The organism is Ignavibacteria bacterium (assembly GCA_013177855.1).
Lineage (GTDB): Bacteria > Bacteroidota > Ignavibacteria > Ch128b > Ch128b > Ch128b.
The window spans coordinates 601,903-625,086 of the sequence record JABLYA010000001.1; the positions used below are offsets into that span (position 1 = coordinate 601,903).

The 23,184-nt window shown below is 33.3% G+C and carries 21 protein-coding genes and 3 tRNA genes; 1 reads left to right on the forward strand and 23 read right to left on the reverse strand.

Going from position 1 to position 23,184, the window contains the following annotated elements; genetic code table 11:
* Positions 1-5: 5 nt before the first annotated feature.
* The 10 genes from HPY57_02595 to HPY57_02640 all read right to left on the reverse strand — a co-directional run bounded on the left by HPY57_02595 (position 6) and on the right by HPY57_02640 (position 7,068).
* Positions 6-836 (reverse strand): hypothetical protein, encoded by an 831-nt coding sequence (locus HPY57_02595; protein ID NPV10662.1) that lies wholly within the window; start codon positions 834-836, stop codon positions 6-8.
* Positions 826-1,467 carry a tetratricopeptide repeat protein gene (locus HPY57_02600; GenBank protein NPV10663.1) on the reverse strand — a complete coding sequence of 214 codons (642 nt, stop codon included), beginning with the start codon at positions 1,465-1,467 and terminating at the stop codon, positions 826-828. Before HPY57_02600 ends, HPY57_02595 begins: the two co-directional genes overlap by 11 nt.
* Positions 1,464-3,605: a peptidoglycan DD-metalloendopeptidase family protein gene (locus tag HPY57_02605; GenBank protein ID NPV10664.1), complete on the reverse strand. Its 2,142-nt coding sequence runs from the start codon at positions 3,603-3,605 to the stop codon at positions 1,464-1,466. Before HPY57_02605 ends, HPY57_02600 begins: the two co-directional genes overlap by 4 nt.
* Complete coding sequence (locus HPY57_02610; GenBank protein NPV10665.1) at positions 3,605-4,957, reverse strand: diaminopimelate decarboxylase; 1,353 nt, start codon at positions 4,955-4,957, stop codon at positions 3,605-3,607. The genes HPY57_02605 and HPY57_02610 overlap by 1 nt, the downstream gene beginning before the upstream one ends.
* Positions 4,957-5,991, reverse strand: coding sequence for a biotin carboxylase (locus tag HPY57_02615; protein ID NPV10666.1), 1,035 nt, complete (start codon positions 5,989-5,991; stop codon positions 4,957-4,959). Before HPY57_02615 ends, HPY57_02610 begins: the two co-directional genes overlap by 1 nt.
* A gap of 1 nt (position 5,992) precedes the next feature.
* Positions 5,993-6,235, reverse strand: a complete 243-nt coding sequence (locus HPY57_02620) for a PqqD family protein (protein ID NPV10667.1) — start codon at positions 6,233-6,235, stop codon at positions 5,993-5,995.
* Between the two features lie 49 nt (positions 6,236-6,284).
* A tRNA-Glu gene (locus HPY57_02625) sits at positions 6,285-6,356 on the reverse strand.
* A 9-nt stretch (positions 6,357-6,365) separates the two neighbouring features.
* Positions 6,366-6,438 (reverse strand) — tRNA-His (locus HPY57_02630).
* 13 nt (positions 6,439-6,451) lie between these two features.
* A tRNA-Arg gene (locus HPY57_02635) sits at positions 6,452-6,525 on the reverse strand.
* A 153-nt stretch (positions 6,526-6,678) separates the two neighbouring features.
* Positions 6,679-7,068 (reverse strand): response regulator, encoded by a 390-nt coding sequence (locus HPY57_02640; protein ID NPV10668.1) that lies wholly within the window; start codon positions 7,066-7,068, stop codon positions 6,679-6,681.
* A 96-nt stretch (positions 7,069-7,164) separates the two neighbouring features.
* Here HPY57_02640 and HPY57_02645 point away from each other — a divergent pair, with 96 nt between their 5' ends.
* A complete protein-coding gene (locus tag HPY57_02645; protein ID NPV10669.1) occupies positions 7,165-8,124 on the forward strand; it encodes a T9SS type A sorting domain-containing protein in 960 nt (319 codons plus the stop codon).
* Positions 8,125-8,216: 92 nt separating this feature from the next.
* Here the strand turns inward: HPY57_02645 and HPY57_02650 are convergent, their stop codons facing one another.
* The 13 genes from HPY57_02650 to HPY57_02710 all read right to left on the reverse strand — a co-directional run bounded on the left by HPY57_02650 (position 8,217) and on the right by HPY57_02710 (position 23,184).
* The gene (locus HPY57_02650; GenBank protein NPV10670.1) at positions 8,217-8,771 is read right to left on the reverse strand and encodes a 2-oxoacid:acceptor oxidoreductase family protein; all 555 of its coding nucleotides are present in this window, start codon (positions 8,769-8,771) and stop codon (positions 8,217-8,219) included.
* On the reverse strand, positions 8,768-9,580 hold the full coding sequence (locus tag HPY57_02655) for a 2-oxoglutarate oxidoreductase (protein ID NPV10671.1): 813 nt from the start codon (positions 9,578-9,580) through the stop codon (positions 8,768-8,770). Before HPY57_02655 ends, HPY57_02650 begins: the two co-directional genes overlap by 4 nt.
* Positions 9,581-9,582: 2 nt before the next feature.
* A complete protein-coding gene (locus HPY57_02660; GenBank protein ID NPV10672.1) occupies positions 9,583-10,635 on the reverse strand; it encodes a 3-methyl-2-oxobutanoate dehydrogenase subunit VorB in 1,053 nt (350 codons plus the stop codon).
* Positions 10,636-10,654: 19 nt separating this feature from the next.
* Positions 10,655-10,939: a ferredoxin family protein gene (locus HPY57_02665; GenBank protein NPV10673.1), complete on the reverse strand. Its 285-nt coding sequence runs from the start codon at positions 10,937-10,939 to the stop codon at positions 10,655-10,657.
* A gap of 134 nt (positions 10,940-11,073) precedes the next feature.
* Positions 11,074-11,979 carry a lipoyl synthase gene (gene lipA / locus HPY57_02670; GenBank protein ID NPV10674.1) on the reverse strand — a complete coding sequence of 302 codons (906 nt, stop codon included), beginning with the start codon at positions 11,977-11,979 and terminating at the stop codon, positions 11,074-11,076.
* 2 nt (positions 11,980-11,981) lie between these two features.
* Positions 11,982-13,589, reverse strand: a complete 1,608-nt coding sequence (gene sucB / locus HPY57_02675) for a 2-oxoglutarate dehydrogenase, E2 component, dihydrolipoamide succinyltransferase (GenBank protein ID NPV10675.1) — start codon at positions 13,587-13,589, stop codon at positions 11,982-11,984.
* 10 nt (positions 13,590-13,599) lie between these two features.
* On the reverse strand, positions 13,600-15,561 hold the full coding sequence (locus HPY57_02680) for a tungsten formylmethanofuran dehydrogenase (protein NPV10676.1): 1,962 nt from the start codon (positions 15,559-15,561) through the stop codon (positions 13,600-13,602).
* 94 nt (positions 15,562-15,655) lie between these two features.
* Complete coding sequence (lipB, locus tag HPY57_02685; GenBank protein NPV10677.1) at positions 15,656-16,378, reverse strand: lipoyl(octanoyl) transferase LipB; 723 nt, start codon at positions 16,376-16,378, stop codon at positions 15,656-15,658.
* Positions 16,379-16,496: 118 nt separating this feature from the next.
* On the reverse strand, positions 16,497-17,897 hold the full coding sequence (lpdA, locus tag HPY57_02690; protein NPV10678.1) for a dihydrolipoyl dehydrogenase: 1,401 nt from the start codon (positions 17,895-17,897) through the stop codon (positions 16,497-16,499).
* 185 nt (positions 17,898-18,082) lie between these two features.
* Positions 18,083-18,913, reverse strand: a complete 831-nt coding sequence (locus HPY57_02695) for a sugar ABC transporter permease (protein NPV10679.1) — start codon at positions 18,911-18,913, stop codon at positions 18,083-18,085.
* A gap of 1 nt (position 18,914) precedes the next feature.
* Positions 18,915-21,146, reverse strand: coding sequence for an extracellular solute-binding protein (locus HPY57_02700; protein ID NPV10680.1), 2,232 nt, complete (start codon positions 21,144-21,146; stop codon positions 18,915-18,917).
* Between the two features lie 38 nt (positions 21,147-21,184).
* On the reverse strand, positions 21,185-21,961 hold the full coding sequence (locus HPY57_02705) for a TdeIII family type II restriction endonuclease (GenBank protein ID NPV10681.1): 777 nt from the start codon (positions 21,959-21,961) through the stop codon (positions 21,185-21,187).
* 2 nt (positions 21,962-21,963) lie between these two features.
* Positions 21,964-23,184 carry a hypothetical protein gene (locus HPY57_02710; protein ID NPV10682.1) on the reverse strand — a complete coding sequence of 407 codons (1,221 nt, stop codon included), beginning with the start codon at positions 23,182-23,184 and terminating at the stop codon, positions 21,964-21,966.

Sequence of the window (23,184 nt, forward strand, 5' to 3'; positions counted from 1 at the left end):
TTTGATTAAAAATAAAATGGGGTTTTAATTCCAAAAACAAAATAATTAATTCTATACGAATTAAAATTCGCTCTCTGATACTGAATTGCTGCTACAAAATTTTTGTAAAAATTATAATTCACCTGAACGGAATAATTTGAGATTTGAGTTTCAAGTTGATTATAGAATACCATTAAATCTGGATTATAGAAAAATGATCTCGAGCCAATTGATACACTCCCTTTAATTGAAAGTTCATAAAAAGGAAAATATAAAAGGGATAATTGCAGTGATGTTTGTTTTCGACCATCTGAAATGAGATGTGTGGAAAGAATTGTGTTTATAAGAAACTTATAATGCGGATAATAATCTGTCCTTAAATAAATCTGCTTTGCATTAAGATTATTATTTCCCGTTTGTTTGAAATAAGAAAACCCAGCGCCGTAATAAAAAGGATATACACCAAGAACTATTTCAGGTGAAATTAAATAGCCATCATCAACCAAATTATTAGAGATGTAATCATCTTTATAATTACCATCAATTTTCAGTAAATCAAGTTTAAGTTTCATTTTTAATTCACTTAACCAGTAATGAATTCCTCCGCTAAAATTATTTTGATAATATTCCCACAGCAAGTTTCTTGTTTTATTTTTGATACTAATTCTATCGTAACCTAAAACCAGGTAATCATAATTATTCCAGCTGAAGGTGCTAAACACTGAATACTGCTGCGAATTTGTCCGATCCGAATAATCTCCATAAGTGAAATAAATTGAAGGTTGAAAAAAGAAACTTCCTTGAGAGAATAATGGAATAGAATAATATAAAGTTAAGAGCACAATTTTATTTAACAAGTTTCAGTCCCTCCAATGCCGATTTATCATTTTCACTTATCATCAAAGTATTGATAAAATGAGACTTCGCTTCAGATTTCTTGTTGAGATAAAAATAAGTCCAGCCAAGATAAAGATTTGCTTCGTAATCACTTGGATATAAATCATAGACTTTTTTTAAGAAATTTTCGGCTTTTGAATATTCCCTCCTGTTGAAGTAGAGTTGTCCAAGTCGAAGATTTGCAGTATAATTATTTGGATCAAGAGTAAGAACCTTTTGATAAATTTTCTCAATCTCATTCCATTTTTCCTGCCCAGAAAGAGGTAATGTTAAACCAAGATATGGTTCAATTGATTTTTCTTGAGTAAGTCGAATTGCTTTTTGATAATAATTGATTGATTGATCATATTTCTTCTGAAGATAATAAAGATAACCAAGCCTGAGATTTAAGAGATAATCATTCTCATTATTTTTATAAACATTAAGTAATGCATCTGTTGCTTTCTGATAATTCCCCTTAAACGCTTCATTAATTGAGGTATTAAATGCTGAGATTTTCTCATCCTTTTGTTGAGAAAAAACTACATTTGTTAAAATAATTGTGCTTATAACAATTGTAAAAATGCCCAAATAATAAATTATTTTTTTCATACTTCTTCCTCCGTTAAAAATTTAAACTCACATTTGATTTGATCATTCTGGATGCATTTAAAAGATTTGATGTAACCATCTTTTTCAATTTCAATCATATAGTCCCGATATAATTTTACGAATTTAAATATACCTCTGCCTTTAAATTCAATTTTATTAATGAAAAGATAATTCCCGCTAATATCTTCCTTTGTTTCAAAATTACCTCTTGCTTCAAAAGGATTTGAGATTAAAATCATTATATCACTTAAAATCATAACTGGTTTACTTGCAATCATAGAAACAGGATAGGAATCGCTCCATCTTAAATTTAGCATTGTTGAAAAAGGAATTTGAATTGCTGCAAGATAAAAATGATAAAGTGCATCTTTTTTCTTTCCAATATAACTTGTGAAATAAAAAACTTCTTCATCATTAAAGAAAGTTGCAATAGAACCAGTTGACGATTCAATGTAGGGAATATTGTATGGGTCAATTTTTACTTCCCAGAATTCGGATATTATCTTTCCGTCTTTTTCATATTTAAGATAGAATTTATCACCATATTCAAAATTAAATGCTTCTTTAACTTTAGTGTTTATCTCAAGATTCTGAACTTTATCATCCTTTTGCGGATAATCATAAGATTTTAATTGCCAAACATTTCCATAACGAACTAGAAAATGACCAAAAGGAAATTGAATTGTTGGTGCGCCAATCTTGTCATTTTTCTGAAATTGAAAATGAATATGTGGTTCAGGTGATCTTCCACTGTTTCCGCAATTGCCTAATATATCACCTTTTTGGATTTCGTCCCCTTCTTTAACTCTAATCGAATGTTTTTTCAGATGTGATATTGCTGAAAATAAACCTTGACCGTGATCGATCACAACTGTATTACCCCAATTCTGCTTAATGTTTATCTTTCCGATTTCATTCTCGTCAATTCCATCAACTACTTTTGCAACTTTTCCTTTATAAGGAGAAATAACCGGCAAACCATAACAGTGATAATCTTCTGAATTCAATCCTGAACCACTATAAGTTTTTTCATCTTCATCTTTAATCACAAAGTCAAAAGCAAATCTCCAATCTTTTTTGTGAGTATATTCACCATCAACAGCCTGAGAAACATCCCACTCCCCGTTGAAAGGCAATGATGCATTAATGTATTTGTATTTTTCAAATCTTGCTTTTTGATTTTTGTGATAATAATAATTTTCTTCAGGGGATCCGGGTTTGAAATAAAGAAGGACAACTTCTCCTGCTTTCTCTCTAAATTTCAAAGCATAAATGATGAGAAAAACAGTAAAGTTAAAAGGTAAAACAAAAACACTAAGATTTACTTTCTGGAAAATCGATTGAAGAATTATTGTTAGGACACTTGAAATGGTCACTCCGATAAAACTCAAGAAAATAGATCTATTCGATGGAATTATCAAAGAACCGCCAAGTGCGATTGAAACAATTATTGCATTGATTGTAATTAATATGCCAAGCGGAGATAAAATTTGAATTGAAAATAAATCCATTAATATAACGGAAAATGCAAAACCTAATATAGATTGTATGAACATTATCCGGGAGAAAATCAAAATTGCAATAACGATTATAATTCCAGATATAATTGAACTTTGTAGAACTAAATAACCAAAATCCTGAAAGAAAAGGTTGATCGTAGCCGGCAAAATGTTTATTGTCTCATAAGTTTGAATATTCGCTGTGCTTATTTCAAATATTTTTAAAGAGCGATTAAAAATGACAAAAAGGTAAAATGAGATCAAGAAAGGTAAACTTAGCCCTGGAAGATTGAAAGCAAAGGCAAAATAATTTTCAATGGATGTGTTTATAAAAAAATTAATCAGTAAGAATAAAACTAGTATTGGGATGAAATACTCATTTGGTTTATAAAAAAAACTTAATGCAGCGCCAAATAATAATCCATTAAATCCATAGAAACCTTCACGAACTTTCTTTTCTTCATAATTAAAAATTAAAGCTATTAAGTTGGTGATTAGAACTGAAAAGAGAATGATTGAACCGTGGACAGGAGAAATAAAAGTTGCAGCCAGAACTAATGCACCGAACCATCTTCTGTTTGAAAAGAAAATTTGCGAATAACTGAAAAGAGTTGAATCAATTAGGATTGATAGATTCATTATTGTTTGAGTTTTTCTGGTATTCTCTCGAGCTGAATGATAGTTTCTAAATTCTCTTTTTCACGAACGATTTCAACTTTTCCATCTTCCATAATCATTACAACTCTTGGCCTCAAATTAATGAACTGCATCCATTGAGTCATATTATAGGCACCAACATTATGGAAAATGATTTGTTTACCCACAGAGATAGGTGGTAAATAAACACCATCTCTCAATAAATCAATATTCATACATAAATTACCATAAATTGCACTCTCATCTCTTACTTCTCCATAAAATTCAGTCGTTGAAATACGATGTTTATACCAGAAACTTGTAAATAATAAATTAACTCCAGCATCTACGATAATGGCTTGTTTACCATTACTCAAGCGCTTATTGGCAACAACGCTTGTAATTAAATATCCAGCTTCATCAATTAAAGCCCTTCCAGTTTCAAGAATTAAAAGCGGTAACTCATCCTGTTTTAATCCATGCTCTAAAATTCCCGAAGTAATTGCATCAGCATAATCTTCAAATGAAGGAACCACAACAGAAGCATCAAGATAATAAGCTTGAAGGGTGTTTTTGCTCGCAAATCCACCACCGATATCAATATAATCTAATTGATGATTATACTCATATTTAACTCGCTTATATAAATCCATTAACTTCGAAGCAGCAACTCGATAAGCATCAGCCGTAAGAATGTAAGTTCCAATGTGACAGTGCAATCCAACGAGTTTAAGTTTTTCTGAAATCATTATTCTTCTTATCGCATCATAAGCTTCGCCATTTTCATAATTCAATCCAAATCTATCCCATTTAGGATAAATTCCCGTATCCATATTTACTCGTATCGCAACTTTAGCTGTTTTATTAATTTCTTCTGTGATCTCAATTAATTTATATAGCTCATCAAAATGATCAATGTGTATTAGAGCTCCGTCATTAATTGCTTTTATTAAAGCTGAATCTGGTTTGTGTGGACCATTAAAAATTATTTTTGAACCGCTCACTCCAAGTAATTTTGCTTTATCATATTCAAATTCAGAAACAACCTCTGCCCATGAACCTTCCTGATGAAAGATTAAACAAACAGCATTTAGATAATTTGTTTTATAAGACCAGGCAAATTGAACTTTGGGATATCGAGTTTTAAAAATTCTTAAAGCTTTTCTATAAGTCTGTCTGATTGTTTTTTCTGATAAAACAAATAATGGTGAGCCAAAATCTTCAACTAACTTTTCAATAGATACACCGTCAATATTTTCTAAAACTGTTAATGCCCCTGCTTTACCAAATTTACTAATAAAACCAGTCTTCTGTCTTGTAATGATTGGTTTTGAGTAAGGTTTCTTATTGCCCATTATAATTCTCCATTAATTGAAATTTTTTCGTATGTTTTTATATCTGTAATTAGATCAATTGAGCATCGCACAAACATTTTACCTACTTCATAATCTTCGTAAGGTTTGACACTTTCACCAAGAGCAAGTTTAACAAGCAAATATGGAAGATTTTGACCTGCTGCCTGAGTTAAGTATACCCATGCGGGCAATCGCGAGTTTATTTCAAGTAAATAATACTTTCCGTCATTCCGTGATTTTAAAATTTCAAGTTCAAGTCCACTTCGCCATTTCAATGCTCTAATCACTTTGTGCGTCATCTCAATTAATTTTTCATCTTTGATTGTTACTCCACTCCAGCCTTTTCCTTTATCAGTAATAAACAACTTTCTCATCGCAACTGCACCTAAAGTATTACCTTCGCCATCACCTACAGCCGCTACATTTAATTCATCTCCAATCAGATACTCTTGAATTAATACTGGCAATCCCCATTTAGATACAATCTTTGAAAAATTAGAAAAAACTTCATCAATTGAATAACAGATATATGCTTCGTAAAAAATTCCTTTTGTAACCACAGGAAACTTTAATTTTTTCAAAACTTCATTTATTTGAGATTGAGAATTAATAATAAATGTCTTTGGTGTATCAATTCCTGCACTCTGACAAAATTCTGAAAGTTTATCTTTGGCTCTTTTCTCTAAATTCTCAAATGTTGGCAAAAAAGTCTTAATCCCAAGTTTGTTTAATTCATCAGAAATGTAAATAAAATTATAAAGTTCAGAATCTAATGTCGGTATAATTATGTTTAATTCTTCCTGAGAATGGATATATTTTAATCTTTCAAGTAATGTTTCCGGTCCTTGGGAAGGATAAGGTATCATATAAGAACGGGACTTGATCCCATCCATGTAAATTCCAGGTTCAAGATTATCATAATGTAATCCAATAATCTCACCATTAAATTCTGGTTCAGCCAGTATTGAACGAATAACAGGCACACCAGGTCCTGGATTATCAGTATTGTTTAATCCAGTTACGGCAATTTTCATTTTAGTCCTCTAAAAGATTAAAAATTTTGAGTTGTGTGATAAAATCGTGAAGGTCTTTTTCTGCTTGGATGGGAGTTACTTCATATTCATTGAGAAGTAAATTAAGTATTTCTTTTTCTGATAAGCCTTCTTTAATTTTTTGTAGGATATAAGTTGCTGGTTCATTAAGAATGAAGGAATCACCTGTTGAACCATTAAAAGCGAAGCCTGATTCGCTTAAGGCAAGATTTTTATTAACTTTCATATTGGGGCTCTTATTTAATTTTTATTGCCCCTCTCTCCGAAAAACTTAGTGACCCCAACGGGAATCGAACCCGTATTTTCACCTTGAAAGAGTGATGTCCTAACCGTTAGACGATGGGGCCATTATTTAGGGTGAGCGACGGGGCTCGAACCCGTGACCACCAGAGCCACAATCTGGCGCTCTACCAACTGAGCTACGCTCACCATAAATTGGCAGTACGCCCGACTGGACTCGAACCAGTAACCCTCAGCTTAGAAGGCTGATGCTCTATCCTGTTGAGCTACGGGCGCGTTCAAAACTTAAAAGAACTTTAATATTTACTCAACAGATTTCGTTTGTTATTACCAATAAAAATGATTAATTGTTTCAATTATCAATGTGGAATAGAACGAATTAAATTTTAAAGCGATGCAAATTTAATAAATTTGATTATTAATCAAAAATTATTTTGCAACATCTTCAGGTAATTGGATAAATTTTTTTAACTTATCGAACAATTCTTTTTTTGTCATTGGTTTTGCAATATTTTCATCGCAGCCGGCTTCAAGTAATCTTTCTCGATCACCTGCAAGTGCATAGGCAGTTAACGCAATTATGGGAACTTTCTTAAACTTTTCATCTTGCTTTAAATCTTTTACAAGATCGACCCCGTCTTTTTTACCTGGAAGATTTATATCAAGCAGAATTAGATCAACGGAATTGTCTTTAAGAAAATCCATTGTTTCTTCATAAGTTTCCGTTATAAAAACTTCGCATTTATTCTTTAAGAGGGTTCTGACGAGTAATGCACTTTCAAGATGATCCTCTACATAAAGTATTTTTGGTTTTTCCATTGGATGACTCTCATTTTTATTATTTTCGATGTAATTTTAATAAATTTATTTATTTGATACAATTAGTATATTGAAATAAAACACAGAGAAATTGCAATGAAGAGAATAACAATTTTTTTAATCGCATTAACTTTTAATGCTTTTTCACAGAGTGTTGTGATAAATAAATTTTATAATAGTGGAAATTCGAGTGGTGTTGATGATGCAGTTGAACTGTTGGTAATCGAAAAAGACTTAAATATGTCAGGGATGATTCTAAAAGATTTTTCTAGCAGTATGAATAATGACAATGGTGGGAAGTATTTATTCAAAGATGTAGAGCTCTGGCAAAAAGTTCCCGCTGGGACTTTAATAATCATACGAGTTAATAGCCTGTCAAATGATTTAGATACTTCTGACTTTGTTCTAAATGTTGGATTAAAAGATACAGCATATTTTCAACAATTGGGAACTGGGACATTCGATTTAGCAACTACAGAGCTCGTGATGATTAAAGCCGCAGGAAGTGATATAAGTGGTGTTGACGGATGCATCCACGCATTCGGCTCTGGTACTGCTGGAACATTTTTTAATCTTGCTCCTGAACCAAAACTCAGAAGTACGGGAACAACAGGTACTGGTAAATTTGCATTTGCTAAAAATTCTAATTCTTTACTTTCAGATTTTAATGGTACCGATGCAGATACTTCATCCTCGCTCGTATTAGGAGAACCGAATAATCAATCAAATTCTTTGTTTATTAATCTTTTAAGAAGTGGTCAAACGCAAGTTGAGAAAAACACTTTAAACATAAAAAATTTCTATCTTTATGATAATTATCCTAATCCGTTCAACCCTTCTACAAACATTAAATTTTATTTAAACAAAGATTCAAATATCGAATTAAGTATCTACAGTTTAAACGGAAATAAAATTCATATTCTTTTAAATGATTTTTATAAAGCAGGAACTTATGAAATCAATTTTGATGGCAGTAACTTATCGAGTGGCGTATATTTTTATAAACTGAAAACTGATTTTGGCAGTTCAATTAAAAAGATGATTTTAATAAAATAATTTTTTTCTTTGTTCTCTTGTTTTATTCTAAAAAAAAATGTCAGGCTAAGCCTGACATTTTTTTTAGAACATTTTATACTTACTCTTTAAACTTAAACTTTACTCAAAATACTTTCGGAAATTCTTTTACCTATCTCGTAAGCTTCTTTGTTTACCGAAATTAGATTATGATATCTCTCTGGAAGAACTTGTTGTAATCCATAAATTATTGATTCATCATTCACAATTTTCACGACTTCAATAAACGCTCCGAGCATCAACATATTCATCACTTTTAAATTATTTAGTTTATTTGCTTCTTCTGATGCAGGGATTGGAAAAATATTAATGTCAGTTCTGGTTGGTGGATTAATAATGTTAGTTGAGTCATAAAATAAATTTCCACCCGGCTTAACAGCAGATTCAAATTTATCCAGTGATGGCTGATTTAAAGCTATAACCGAATCAAATCTTGAAATGATAGGCGAGCTTATAAGGTTATCCGAAATAATTGTGATGCAATTGGCTGTACCACCACGCATTTCTGGTCCATAAGAAGGCATCCAGCAAACTTCTTTACCTTCTTTCATTCCTGCGTAACAGAGTATCATTCCCATTGTTAAGACACCCTGTCCACCAAATCCAGCAAAAATAGCTTCGTGTTTCATTTTTGTACCTCCTTCGGGACTTTCAAATCACCAAGTGGATAAAAAGGTAACATTACTTCTTCAACAAATTTATTTGATTCGACTGGAGTCATTTTCCAGTTTGAAGGACAATTGGATACAATTTCAATAAAACAAGTACCTTTCTTCTGCTGTAAATATTGAAAAGCTTTTTGAATTGCCTTTTTAGCTTTTCTCACATTACCGGCATTATTTACAGCTTGCCGAGTGACATAATAAGTTCCTGGCAATTGAGCGACAAGGTCGGTAATTTTTAATGGATAGCCAGTTATCTTAACATCTCTGCCAAAAGGAGTGGTTGTAGTTTTCATACCTGGTAAGGTTGTTGGAGCCATTTGACCACTTGTCATTCCGTATACAGCATTATTAATAAAAACTATTAAAATATTTTCACCACGGTTGCAGGTATGAATAGTTTCAGCGGTTCCAATTGCTGCAAGATCACCATCACCTTGGTAAGTAAAAACAAGTTTATCTGGCAGAACTCTAATTATTCCAGTTGCAACTGCAGTCGCTCTACCATGAGCAGCTTCCTGCATATCGATATCCATATAATTATATGCAAATACAGCACAACCAACTGGGGCAACACCAATAACTTTATCCTGTATATCCATTTCTTCAATCACTTCCATCAATAAACGATGCACGATACCGTGGCCACAACCAGGGCAATAATGCAAATCGGTATCTGTTAAAGTTTTCGGTTTTCGATAGACTAGATTTTCAGCAACACAAATATCTTCTTCAAGGAATTCCTGCTCTTCAGTTTTAACAATTGTCTCATCCATGGTTATTCTCCTTTCAAAAAAGTTTTTTCAAAGTGTTCTAATACTTCCTCAGGAGTAGGAATGATTCCGCCCATTCTACCATAAAATTCAACTCTAACTTTACCTTCAACACTTAATCTAACATCTTCAACCATCTGACCAGAATTCATTTCAACATCTAATATTCCTTTAATTTTTGTTGCAAGATCTGCATAAGCTTTTTTAGGGAATGGGAATAATGTAATCGGTCTGATTAAACCGAGTTTATATCCTTTTTCACGACCGATCTCAACAACTTTTTTACAAATCCTTGCACCTAATCCATATCCTGTCAAAATATATTCGGCATCATCAATCATGTAAGATTCATAACGAACTTCTTTCTCTTCAATCTCTCTATACTTAGCTTGAAGACGAAGGTTAATTTGCTCCATTATTTTTGGATCAATGTGCAGAGAAGTAATAATATTTCTTTCACGATCTTTTGTCTTACCAGTTGTTGCCCATGGTTTTGGTATAGTTCCGCCTTTTGGTTGTTGTTCAAAGAGTTCAACTTTTTCCATCATTTGCCCAATTGCACCATCGGCCAAGATCATAACTGGATTTCTATATTTATCAGCTAAATCAAATCCAAGTCGAACGAAGTCAGCCATTTCCTGAACACTTGAAGGAGCAAGGACGATTAATTTATAATCACCATGGCCACCACCCTTTGTAGCCTGGAAATAATCACCCTGAGATGGTTGAATTGTACCAAGTCCTGGACCACCACGATTAACATTCACAATTAGACATGGAAGTTCTGCTGCAGCTATATAAGAAATTCCTTCCTGCATTAAACTAATTCCAGGACTTGATGAGGAAGTCATTGCTCTTTTGCCTGCACCTGCTGCACCATAAATCATATTTATTGATGCAACTTCGCTTTCCGCTTGTAATACTACCATACCAGTTCGATTGTAAGCTTCTCTTGAGAGATACTCAAGGACTTCGGATTGAGGAGTAATTGGATAACCGAAATAAGCATCGCATCCAGCTCTAATTGCGGCTTCAGCTAATGCTTCATTCCCTTTCATCAATCGGAGTTCGCCCATTTCAGTTAACCTCCAGAGTCATATCTTTTTGGATGTTGGTTAAAGTTGCGACTTTTTCTTTTTTCTTACCAGTTTTTCTATAAACTGTGATAACTGCATCGGGACAAACAAGCGCACAATTCTCACAGCCAGTGCAGTTATCTTTTATTTTTACCATATAATGGTAACCTTTTTTATTTATTTTGTCGCTAAGTGCAATCGTATCCTGAGGGCATGCAACAACACACAATTCACACCCCTTGCACTTTTCGATATCGACTATAATATCACCTTTTACTTTTGCCATTTTTGACCTCACTAATTGTTAATGGAATAATTAAAAAAGTGGATGATTTTAGATAATCTTTCGGTGAGGAAAGAGTTCTTTTGTTAGGAAGGATTAATAAATAATAATTGAAAGAAACTTGATTACTTATCCCATCATAAATTTTCCCTTGCGTGTTTATCGGCGTGATAAGATGAGCGGACAAGCGGCGCAGATTCAACAATTTTTAATCCTATTTTTAATCCTTCTATGCGAAAATACTCAAATTCTTCAAGTGTAACAAAACGCTGTACAGGTAGATGTTCCTTTGTCGGCTGTAAATATTGACCAATTGTAACAATATCACAACCATGTTCATAAAGATCTTTCATCACACCGATTACTTCCTCGTTTGTTTCACCAATTCCAACCATTAAACCAGATTTAGTTCTAAGTCCTCTTGATTTGAACCATTTAATTAAATCAAGACTTCTTTGATATTTTGCCTGAGGTCTTACAACAGGATATAGTCTTGGAACGGTTTCAACATTATGATTTAGAATATGAGGTGGATGTTTCATTATTATTTCAAACGCTTTTTCATCACCTTTAAAGTCAGGTATTAAAATTTCAACTGTGCAGTCCGGCGAAGTTTCGTTAATCAATCTTACAGTTTCGGCAAAGATAGATGCGCCACCATCTTTTAATTCATCTCTATTGACCGAGGTGATTACGCAATGCTTCAAACCGAGTTTCTTTACAGCATCTGCAACTCTTCTTGGCTCATCCCAGTCAAGCGTTGTTGGCATTCCCATCTTAACAGCGCAGAATCCACAGCTACGAGTGCATATATCGCCCAATATCATAAACGTAGCTGTTCTGTGATTCCAGCATTCAGAGATATTTGGACAGTGAGCTTCTTCGCAGACTGTGTTTAAATTATATTCGCGCATCAAGCGATGAACATCACTAAAGTTTTCACCAACGGGTAATTTTACTTTAAGCCAGGGTGGTCTGTGAGATAAGACCACCTTCTTTTCAACTTCTTCTTTAAATTTTCTTTGATATGAGTTAATCTTCAATTTTATTCACCTTCAAAATTTTCGAGTAATTCTTTAATTCTTCGCATAAATTTACCAGCCAATGCACCATCGATTAAACGATGGTCGTGGCAGAGAGAAATATACATCATATGTCGAATTGCAATTGTATCTTGACCATCAACTTCAACTACAACTGGTTTCTTAGTTACAGCGCCAACACCAAGAATTGCAACTTCAGGTTGATTGATGATTGGATTGCCAAAGAGTGTTCCATACAATCCGTAATTTGTAATTGTGAATGTACTGTCTTTAACTTCATCTGGGAGAAGCTTTTTACTTCTTGCTCTGGTTGCTAAATCATAAATTGATTTTGCTAGTCCAGTAATGTTCTTCTCATCTGCATTTTTAATTACCGGAACAATTAATCCCATTGGTTCAAGAGCTACAGCAATTCCAATATTTATGTAATTTTTCAGCACTACATTTGTCCCATCAATTGAAGCATTTACATACGGAAATTCTTTCAATGCTTTAACGGTTGCGTCAACTATGAATGGTAGATAAGTTAATTTTATCCCTTCTCTTTGCAGAAATGCTTCTTTATTCTTTTGAATGTAATTATGAATTTTTGTCATATCGACTTCTTGAATTCCGACCACATGAACTGATGTGTCTCTACTCTTTACCATATGTTCCATAATTAACTGGCGCATGTGATCCATCGGCTCAATTTTTACTTTCTCACCTGGCTCAAATTTTACTTCAACCTTTTCTTCTACTGCCGGTTTCGAAACTACCTTTTCTTCTTTTCGAGCAGGTGCAATTTTACCAGCCTTCTTAAGCTCAATATAATTTAAGATGTCTTTTTTAGTTACTCTTCCACCTAAACCAGTTCCTTCAATTGTTTCAAGCTCTTCAAATGAAATACCTTCTTGTCTTGCAATATTTAGAACAAGCGGAGAATAAAATCTTGATTTTTCTACTTTTTCAACTTGTTCTTTTTGAGTTGTAGTTTTAGCTTCTTTACTTTCAACTTTCTCAGTTACTGGTGTTTTAATTTCTTCTTTAACTTCTTCACGGGAAACTTTTAAGACATAACCGGTTGGAGAAATTCGAGCGACTACTACTCCTACATCAACAGTTTCTTGTTCATTCACTAAAATTTCAGCTAAAACACCTTCTGCTGGGGAAGGCACTTCAGTATCAACTTTATCAGTACTTATTTCGAAGAGTGTTTCATCTTTTGCAACTTTATCTCCAACTTTTTTATGCCATTTGATGATGGTTCCTTGAGTTACACTTTCACCCATCTTCGGCATAACAACATCAATAAGTTCTTGTTTGCCGGAACCATTTGATTTTTGCTCAACTGGCTTCGTTGGGGTTTCTGCAGGTTTGATTTCAGCATTAACATCGGTTTCAATCAAAGCGACAACTGTTCCAACAGGAACGGTTTCCTGTTCAAATACTTTTATCTCTGCCAATATTCCCGATGCAGGTGAAGGTATTTCGGTATCAACTTTATCGGTACTGATTTCAAAAATTATTTCGTCTTTATCAACTTTATCACCGACTTTCTTATGCCATTTAATAATAGTTCCTTCATTTACGCTTTCACCCATTTTGGGCATTACAACTTCTACTTTCATTTGTCCTCCATTAAAATTCTATTATTTCTTGAATAGCTTTTTTTATTTTCTCTTTGTGTGGTAAAACAAAATTTTCAAGATTTGGATGATAAGGAATGTGAGTATCGTGTGCAGCTAATCTTTTTACTGGACCATCAAGATATTGGAAGCAATTATCAGAAATTAATGCAGCAATTTCAGCACCGAAACCTGCTGTTAATGTATCTTCATGAACAATTAAAACTTTTCCAGTTTTTCTAACACTATTAAATATAGTTTCTTTATCTAATGGAATTATGGTTCGAACATCTATAATTTCAATTGAGTAATCTTTCAATTCTTGTGCAGCTTTAATTGATTCATGAACCATCAATCCCCAGGTTACGATTGTTAAATCGCTGCCTTCTTGTTTAATTGCTGCTTTACCAAATGGTATCATATAATCGATATCAGGTTCTGGCGACATCGCAAAAGTCTGACGATATAATCCCTTGTGTTCTAAGAATAAAACTGGATCATCCAGATGTATTGCTGTTTTAAGTAAACCTTTCGCATCTGATGCATTCGAAGGATAAACAATATAAAGTCCAGGACAATGAGCAAAAAATCCTTCAATGTTTTGACTGTGATAAAGTCCACCATGAATAAAACCACCGCAAGCTGTTCTAATTACAACCGGTGCTGACCAGACACCATTTGAACGATATCGAATAGTTGCAAGTTCATCTCGTATTTGCTGCATTGCAGGCCAGATATAATCTGCAAATTGAATTTCAACAACAGGTTTTAATCCTCTTAACGCCATTCCAATTGCAACACCAACAATACTTGCTTCGGCGAGTGGAGAATTAAAAACTCTTTCTTTACCAAATTTTGAGGACAAACCTTTTGTTGCAGTAAAAACACCTCCTTTCGGATCAGCAACATCCTCGCCAAAAATATACATATTAGGATGTCGTTCCATTTCTTCCTTTAAAGCATGATTAATCGCATCAACCATTACTATTGGTTTACCGGGCTTTTCATTTTTCTCGTATTCAATATCCTTTCGATTTATTGAGTCAGAAAAAACATGTAAAAGTGCAGATTCAGGTTTTGGATCTGGTGCTGTCTCAGCCCAGGATGCAGCTTCTTCAACTCTATCGTGAACCTCTTTCTCTAACTCTTTGAAAGCAAGTTCAGTTAAAACTCCTTTTTCGATTAAAAGATTTTTGAATCTCTGAATTGGATCTTTTTGCTTTTCAGCTTCTAACTCTTCTTCACTCCGATATTTTCTATGATCATCGGATGATGAATGTGGTAGTAATCGAACCACATCTGCTTCTATCAAAACTGGTCCCTGTTTGCTTCTTGCATATTTTACTGCAGAAACAGCGGCAACATTTGCTTCGAGATAATTTGTCCCATCGACTTTTAATCTCAATAGGTTTTTATAACCTTTTGTCATTTCATAAATAGAGCCACCTTCGCCTGCTGTTTGATTTTCAACAGGAACAGAAATTGCCCAACGATTATTTTCAATTAAGAAAATTACTGGTAGCTTCTCTCTGCTTGCCCAGTTAACTGCTTCATGAAATTCACCTTCGCTTGTTGCACCTTCACCGGAAGAAACAACTGTAACTTCGTCTTTACCCAATTTTACTGAAGCTAAAGCACAACCAACTGCTTGAAGATATTGCGAACCTGTTGGACTTGATTGAGTTGGAATATTCAAAGATTTAGAGCCAAAGTGTCCCGGCATTTGTCTGCCGCCTGTGAATGGATCATCTGCTTTACCAAATGAATGAAGAAAAATTTCTTCTGGTTTGATTCCTAAGGCAAGCGAAAAAGCAATTCCTCTGTAATAAGGAAAAGCCCAGTCATAACCGGGTTTAAGAGCTTTTGCCATTGCTACTTGAATTGCTTCATGTCCTGAACAGCCTATGTGGAAAAATACTTTTCCCTGTTTGAGTAACTTCATCAACTTGTCATCAATGGTTCGAGAAAGAAGCATAACTCTCAAAACAGAGATAAGCTCTTCTTTTGTCATTCCCCCAGCAATTTCTTTTCTGCCAGTTGGTTTTTTTACGGTTTCTTTGTTTTTGTCGTTAAACGCCATTTACGCCCTCCAGTAATATCGATGATTGTGAATTTGAAAATTCTTCTATTGAAAAGTAATAATGAACATCATCATATCTAAAAATTTGCACGAAGTTTTCAATGAGATGGCTTTTCACTTCTTCGATCGAAATTTTTTTCTTTAAAATATTTTCAAGAGAAGTTACACCCTTATCAGTAATTCCGCAGGGAATTATTTTTCCGAAGTAACTTAAATCAGTATTTATGTTAAATGCAAATCCATGCATTGTTACCCAGCGAGAAACCTTAATTCCAATAGCTGCAATTTTTTCATTTCCTATCCAAACTCCAGTATATTTTGGATGGCGCTCTCCATCGATTTGATAAACTTTGAGAGTTTGAATAATAATTTCTTCAAGTTCTCTTAAATATCTATGAATATCCTGATACAAGTTGTCAAGTTTAATTATTGGATAACCTACAATTTGTCCTGGACCGTGATAGGTAATATCGCCGCCACGATCAATTTCAAACAAATCAATTTTTTCTTCAGTTAACTTTTGTGGACTTACAAGAAGATGTTCTCGTTTGGCGATTTTACCAAGTGTGTAAACATTTGAATGTTCAAGCAAGATAAAAACATCATCAATCCTGCCATCAACTCTGAGTTTATGTAATTGATGTTGAAAATCCCAAATCTTTTTATAGGGCTCAACGCCAAGATTGATAATATTTAATTTTCGCTTCTGCATTTATTTATGATTTCAAATTATTTCATTTTGTATTCAATCATTTATCTCAAACAAAAAGCAATTTATTGTCACTAAAACAAAACCAGTTAAAGATTGGTTCAATTCAAATTTTCAAAAATTATAAATGAATTGCTTCGTCATAAGCGTTTGCAGCTGCTTCCATAATTGCTTCGGAAAGAGTTGGATGTGCATGAACAGTTTTAAAAATTGATTCTCCAACTGCTTCCAGTGACTTTGCCAAACCAAGTTCTGCGATTAATTCTGTTGCATCCTGGCCAATAATATGCGCACCTAAGAGTTCACCATATTTTGCATCAAAAATTAATTTGACAAATCCTGTATTCTCACCAACTGCAAGTGATTTACCATGACTTCTAAATGGATACTTTCCAATTTTAATTTCGTAGCCAAGCTCACGAGCTTTTTTCTCTGTCAATCCGATGCTGGCAACCTGTGGCTGGCAGTAAGTACATCCAGGAATGTTTGTATAATCCACGCCGGGATGATGCAAACCTGCTAATTGTTCAACACAAGCAATACCTTCAGCTGAAGCAACATGAGCTAACCAGGGCGGACCATTAACATCTCCAATTGCATAAATATTTGGAACTGAAGTCTGATAAGTTTTTCTATCAACAACAATAAAACTTTTTTCTGTTTTTACTCCCACATTTTCCAGTCCAATATTTTCAATATTTCCCTGAACTCCAATTGCAACCAATGCAATTTCAGCATTTAAGGTTTCTTCTTTCCCGTTTGATTCAACTTTTACTTCAACGCCTGTATTAACCTTTTTCGCTGAAAGAACTTTTGTGTTAGTTAAAATTCGAATTCCATTTTTGGTAAATTCTTTTTCAAGGGTTTTGGCGACTTCTTCATCTTCAACAGGAAGAATTTGAGGCATCATTTCGATGAGAGTAATTTTAGTCCCAAGCTCATTGTAGAAATAGGCGAATTCAACTCCAATCGCACCAGCACCAATTATAATCATATCCTTTGGTTGTTTTTCTAAAATCATTGCTTCAGAGCTTGTTATAATTGATTTACGATCAATCTCAATTCCTGGAATTTGTCTCGGACGTGCACCTGTTGCAATAATGATGTTTTTCGCTTTTACAAGACTTTTATTTCCAGAAGAATCTGTAACTTCAATTGTATTCTTATCAATCAATTTCCCATAGCCATCATATTTATCAATCTTATTCTTTCTCATTAAAAATTCTACACCTTTAACAATGCGGGCAGAGACATCACGACTTCTTTTAATTATTTTAGAAAAATCTACACTATAATCTTTGATTTCAATACCAAACTCTGATGCTTTTTTGATAGTGTGAAGAACTTCGGCATTTTTAAGAAGTGCTTTTGTGGGAATACATCCCCAGTTCAAACAAATACCGCCGAGTTTATCTTTTTCAATAATTGCTGTTTTAAATTTTAATTGTGCAGCGCGAATTGCGGCAACATAACCGCCTGGACCACCGCCAATGACAGCAATATCATAAATTTGTTCTGACATATTCTTTTTTCATCCTTATTTTGTTCAATTTAAACATAGATTAAAGTTTTTTCAATGAAATTAATTTGGTGTTGACTGTTTGCTTTAATTAGATGTTATTTAAATGATAAAGTTTTAGGTGTGAATTCAGAAATAAAAACGAACCCTTTAAGCTCAATATTCTATTGTTTCTGCTACCAATTTTTTTATTCTTTCACACTGCCAAGAGTTAATCCTGAAACCAAATATCTGCTCAGAACAATGAAAAGAATTACAACTGGAATACTGACAATTAAAGATGCAGCAGCGTATAGTCCCCATTCAGTTGTAAGATTTGATTGGAATGATTTTAATCCAATTGGTAAAGTATAAAGATTTCTATCCTGAAGAATTTGAGCTGCAACAATATACTCTGACCAGGCAGACATAAATGAGAAAAGAGCAGTAATAACCAAAGCGGGTGATGCAAGTGGAAGAATAATTTTATAGAATGCCTGCCATCTCGTACATCCATCAATTCTTGCGGCCTCCTCGAGACTGAATGGAATTGTATCGTAGTAACCTTTCATCTGCCAGACACAAAAAGGAAGCGCAGTAGAAGAATAAACAATAACAATTCCAAGATAACTATTGAGTAATCCCAGCTTCATCAACATAATATACATTGGAAGTAAAAGCATCGTAGCTGGAAACATTTGAGTTACCATTAATCCAAGCATTGCTGATTTCTTTCCGATGAACTTAAATCTTGAAAGTGAATATCCTGCAGTGGATGCCAGTGAAACTCCTGTCAAAGTGACTACAAAAGAAATGAAAGTTGAATTAAAAAGCCATTTCAAAAAATCGGTTTCGGTAAATAATTTCACATAAGACTCAAAGGTCGCATTTTCAGGAATGATTTCGAGAGAAGTTGATAATAATTTATCGCCGGGACGAAGTGAGACTGTAAATACATTTATTACCGGATAAATAGTGGCTAAAGTGAAGAAGATTAGAAAAACAAAGATAATCCAATTGATTAATTTACTTTCTTTCATTTTAATAAACCGATTCTGTTGCTCTTGTTCGTTTTAAGAAAGTCAAACTCATCACAAGTAATATCAAAAAGATTATCATACTGAAAGCAGCAGCATAACCATATCTATAAAGATTAAATGCAGCTTTATAAACATATGATACGAGAATATGAGTTTGATCCGAAGGTTCACCAGCATTACTAACAAGCCATACAACATTTAAGTTATTAAATGTCCAGATAATTCCGAGTGTAATTGCTGGTATCATAACAGGCTTGATTAATGGAATTGTAATTTTACGAAGTTTTTGGAACCAATTTGCCCCTTCAATTTCAGCTGCTTCATACAACTCATTTGGAATGCTTTGAAGTGCACCGAGTGCGATCACCATCATAAAAGGAAATCCAAGCCAAACATTCGTAATGATTACTGCAATGAATGCTTCAAGAGGACTTTTTAACCACTCAACTGGAGGAAGTGATAGATATTTTGTTAAGATTATATTGATAGCTCCATATTCATAATTAAACATTCCACGCCAGGTTAAAGCAACAATGTATTGTGGAATTGCCCAGGGTAAAATCAATAAAGTTCTAAAGATTGTTTTACCCGGAATTTTTCGATTTAATAAAATTGCAAGTGCAACACCAATTGTCACATGAAAGAACACATTAACAACTGTCCAGATAATTGTTTTTAAAAAAACCGTATAAAAAATTGGTTCAGAAAAAACTTTTATATATTGATTAAAGCCGATGATACTCCAATCGTTTATGTGCCTTAAATTCATATTTGAAAAAGATAAAACAATATTGTAAACAAACGGATAAATAATGACCAGTATCATCACAATAAATGCGGGAAGGACAAGATAATAAGCAAAACTATTTCTCGATAAATCTTTTATGAATGCTAAAATTGTCTTCCGTGATAAAAACAAGACTACAATTAATCCAATAGTAAATGTTAAGATAAAAATCAGCTCTGCATAAGTTGAAGAAACATCTTCATTCATTTCCTGTATCTTTTTTACAGCTTCTTCCTGCATTTTCTGAGCTGCGATTTCAGGTTTCATTGCACCGCCAAGCACAGCCTGATAATATGGACGCATCGCATCCCAGACAGCTCTCATTTCCGAGATAATTGGCATTGGTTTGCCAAGCTCAATTTGCCTTTGCGAGTTAATCAAAATCTCGTTTTCTTTTATGAATGGATCATTGTAAACTGATTTATGAGTTGGGAAGGTATTTAATTCTTTTGCAGTTTCGAGTTGCTGTTCAGGTGCAAGTAAAAATTCGAGTAACAATTTTATAGCGGGTAATTTTTCTGGATTAACATTAGCATTAATTGAATATCCTTTCCCTGAAATCATCGGTGCTGCATAAAGTCCTGTCTCTTCAATTAATGGCAATGGAGCAATTCCATAATCAATTCCTGCTTTGCCATAACTTGCCCAGCTCCAATCTCCATTTATAATCATACCAGCTTTACCTTCCTTGAAAAGAACATCAGCAATATCATAATCAGCTTCGCCGGGAATAATTTTATACTTATCTCGCAGATCAGCAATGAATTTCAAACCTTTTATCATTGCTTCAGAGTTGAGTGTTGGGTTGTTTTTTTCATCAAAAACCCAGCCGCCAAATCCAGTCAAAAATGGTATAAAGAAAAACGGCTCCGTATAATTCCAGACCAAACCATATTGCTCTGGCTTTCCATCGTTATTAAAATCTTTTGTGATTTGTTTACCAATTTCAATTAATTCTTTATCTGTTTTAGGTGGATTTTTGACAAGCTTTTTGTTATAAACAAGTGCAAGATGATTACCAAGCTTATCGGCTATCATCCACAGATGATTATTGCTCCAGATCAACCCTTTCTCATTAAACTGATTTAAGAATTTATTTGAAAAAATTGTATCGAGAGGAAGAATTATATTCATTATTTCAAATGGTCCAACTTGATCTTGCGGACCATAAACAATCTCAGGTCCCTGACCACCAATTGCTGCAATAATAAACCCACTTCTTAATTCTTCTGTTTCCTTATAAATCTGATTGACGCTGATTTCAGGATGTAATTTCATAAACCTATCGAGTTGACGCTGAAGAACTTCTCGTTCATCAACTCTCATTTGATGCCAGATCGTAATTTGAATTTGATTGTTAGGTTTTTTACTGCAGGAGAGAAAGATGAATGAAATGAAAAGAATTGTTAAGATTAAAAGATTAAATTTTGATTTTATATACTTCATTTCTGTCTTCTTCAAATTTATTTATTCAGTAATCAACTTTACCTGAATTCTGTCATTCTCTCATCAATCTCGTTTCTTAATTCATTACCTTCTTCCTCAAATACATCTAACAAGTCATCATAAATTTTATCATTTGCAATAAAATTCCAGTAATCTTCACCAATCAATATTTCGTTATTATCAAGATCATAGAGGCCTTTAAGTGTCCATCTCTCATAAGGCTCTGGATGATATGGATTGTAAGGAATAGCTAACCTTGTAAAGGCCTTCGCTCTTCTATTCTGACTTAAGCGAAGAGCCGTCCACCTTAATAATTTGGTTTTCAAAATTTGAAATTCTTTCATGTTTGGTTTTGCACTTGTAATATCAAAATAATTTTCTTGGGACCCAATTTTTACAAATAAATCTACTGTTGAATCAGGATCTTCTCGTTCTTCGCCTCTTTTAATTTTATTCCTAATTAAATTTATTTCGCGTTCTTTATTAGGTGATAATTTACCTTTCCGCAAATCAAACACAATTTTTTGAATTAATTTTTCTGTATCTCGATCGACTTCACCCTTTAATTTATATTGTCTTTCAGCTTCAAATCCTGCATCCCTTGCAATAATTACAGATACTTGTTCCCAGATTGAAATTCCAAAAGTTGTATTCATAGATTGAATAAATGAAAACATTGCATATCTATCTCTGCCCAATAATCTAAAATGAAAAGGCATATTAGAAGTTTCTGGATTATACTTATCTAATTTTTGCCTTATAACGTCTTTAAGCAGATCTTCTATTTTTAATTTGGCATTATTTGAGAGCGGCATTTCTATCCTTTTTCAAAATAAAATATCGATTCATAAAATTTATTTTCATCTCTTTCAGTCCTCATCAATACTGGTCTGTGAAATACATCAATCAAATTGTAACCACAAAGTTCACCGATTCTGGGGAACAGATTAAATTTATCATTTGCAACAATGAAAATTTTCGCTCCTTTAACTAAATATCTATTAAAATTATTAAAAACTTCAACTATCCCATTTACATATTCAGCACGAGCTTTCTGACTTGTTCCTTTCATCGCAGAACCAATTTCAAGCTCATCCTGTCTTTGAAAATCAAATAACTCATAGGCGTACCTGTGTTGTTCGTGATAATCAATCAAACCAACATAAGGTGGTGAAGTAAAGACTCCATTAATTTGTATGTCATCATTAAGAGAAACATTACGTGCATCACCCTGAATTATTTGAATTGAAGCATTTGTTCTTATCTGGTCAAACTCTTTAATTCTTTTTATTGTATCTAAACTATAGCGATTAATAAACTTATATGCTTCTTTAATTGGTTCACAATACCTTTTATGTTTAATACACCAATATCTTTCTCTTATTGGCTTTTTGGGTCTCGCAAGATCGTAATGGGGTATCAAACGGGCTGATCGAGCTGAACGTGATAAAATAATTTTCAAAACATCCTGATATTTGTAATCGTTAATTAACTCTTTGTAAAAAAGAATTTCTTGCAAAGCTCTTTCAGAAAACCATTCATTCAAATATTGACTATCTGTTTTTAATTTTCTTGTTTCACTTTCAAATAAGTTATTTACCCCAGAGTTTAAGTTTGAAGTAAATTTTTTTAATCTTCTCAAAGCATCTTTGATTTCAAATTCCAGCTCATCGATGTTATATTTTTTTGTCTTTACACTCTGAATTAAAACATTGAACGGCGAGAGTTCAACTCCGATAGAATTAATTCCCAATACATTTGCTTCAATTAATGTGGTCCCAGAACCAGAAAAAGGATCTAAAATAATGTCCCCGGCTTTGAAAAATTTTTTTAAAAAAACTTCAACCAATTGAGGTATAAATTTGCCCAGATAAGGATGTAAACGATGTACATGTTTTGTTCGCTCTTTTTCAGTAACACTTAGAAATGTTAAATCATTTCCAAGAATTTTTAAATTTTTTTCTGCATTTATATTCTTAGAAATTTGATCAGCATCTAATCCATATTTTAATGCTGCTTGTCTATTATCTTCATGCAT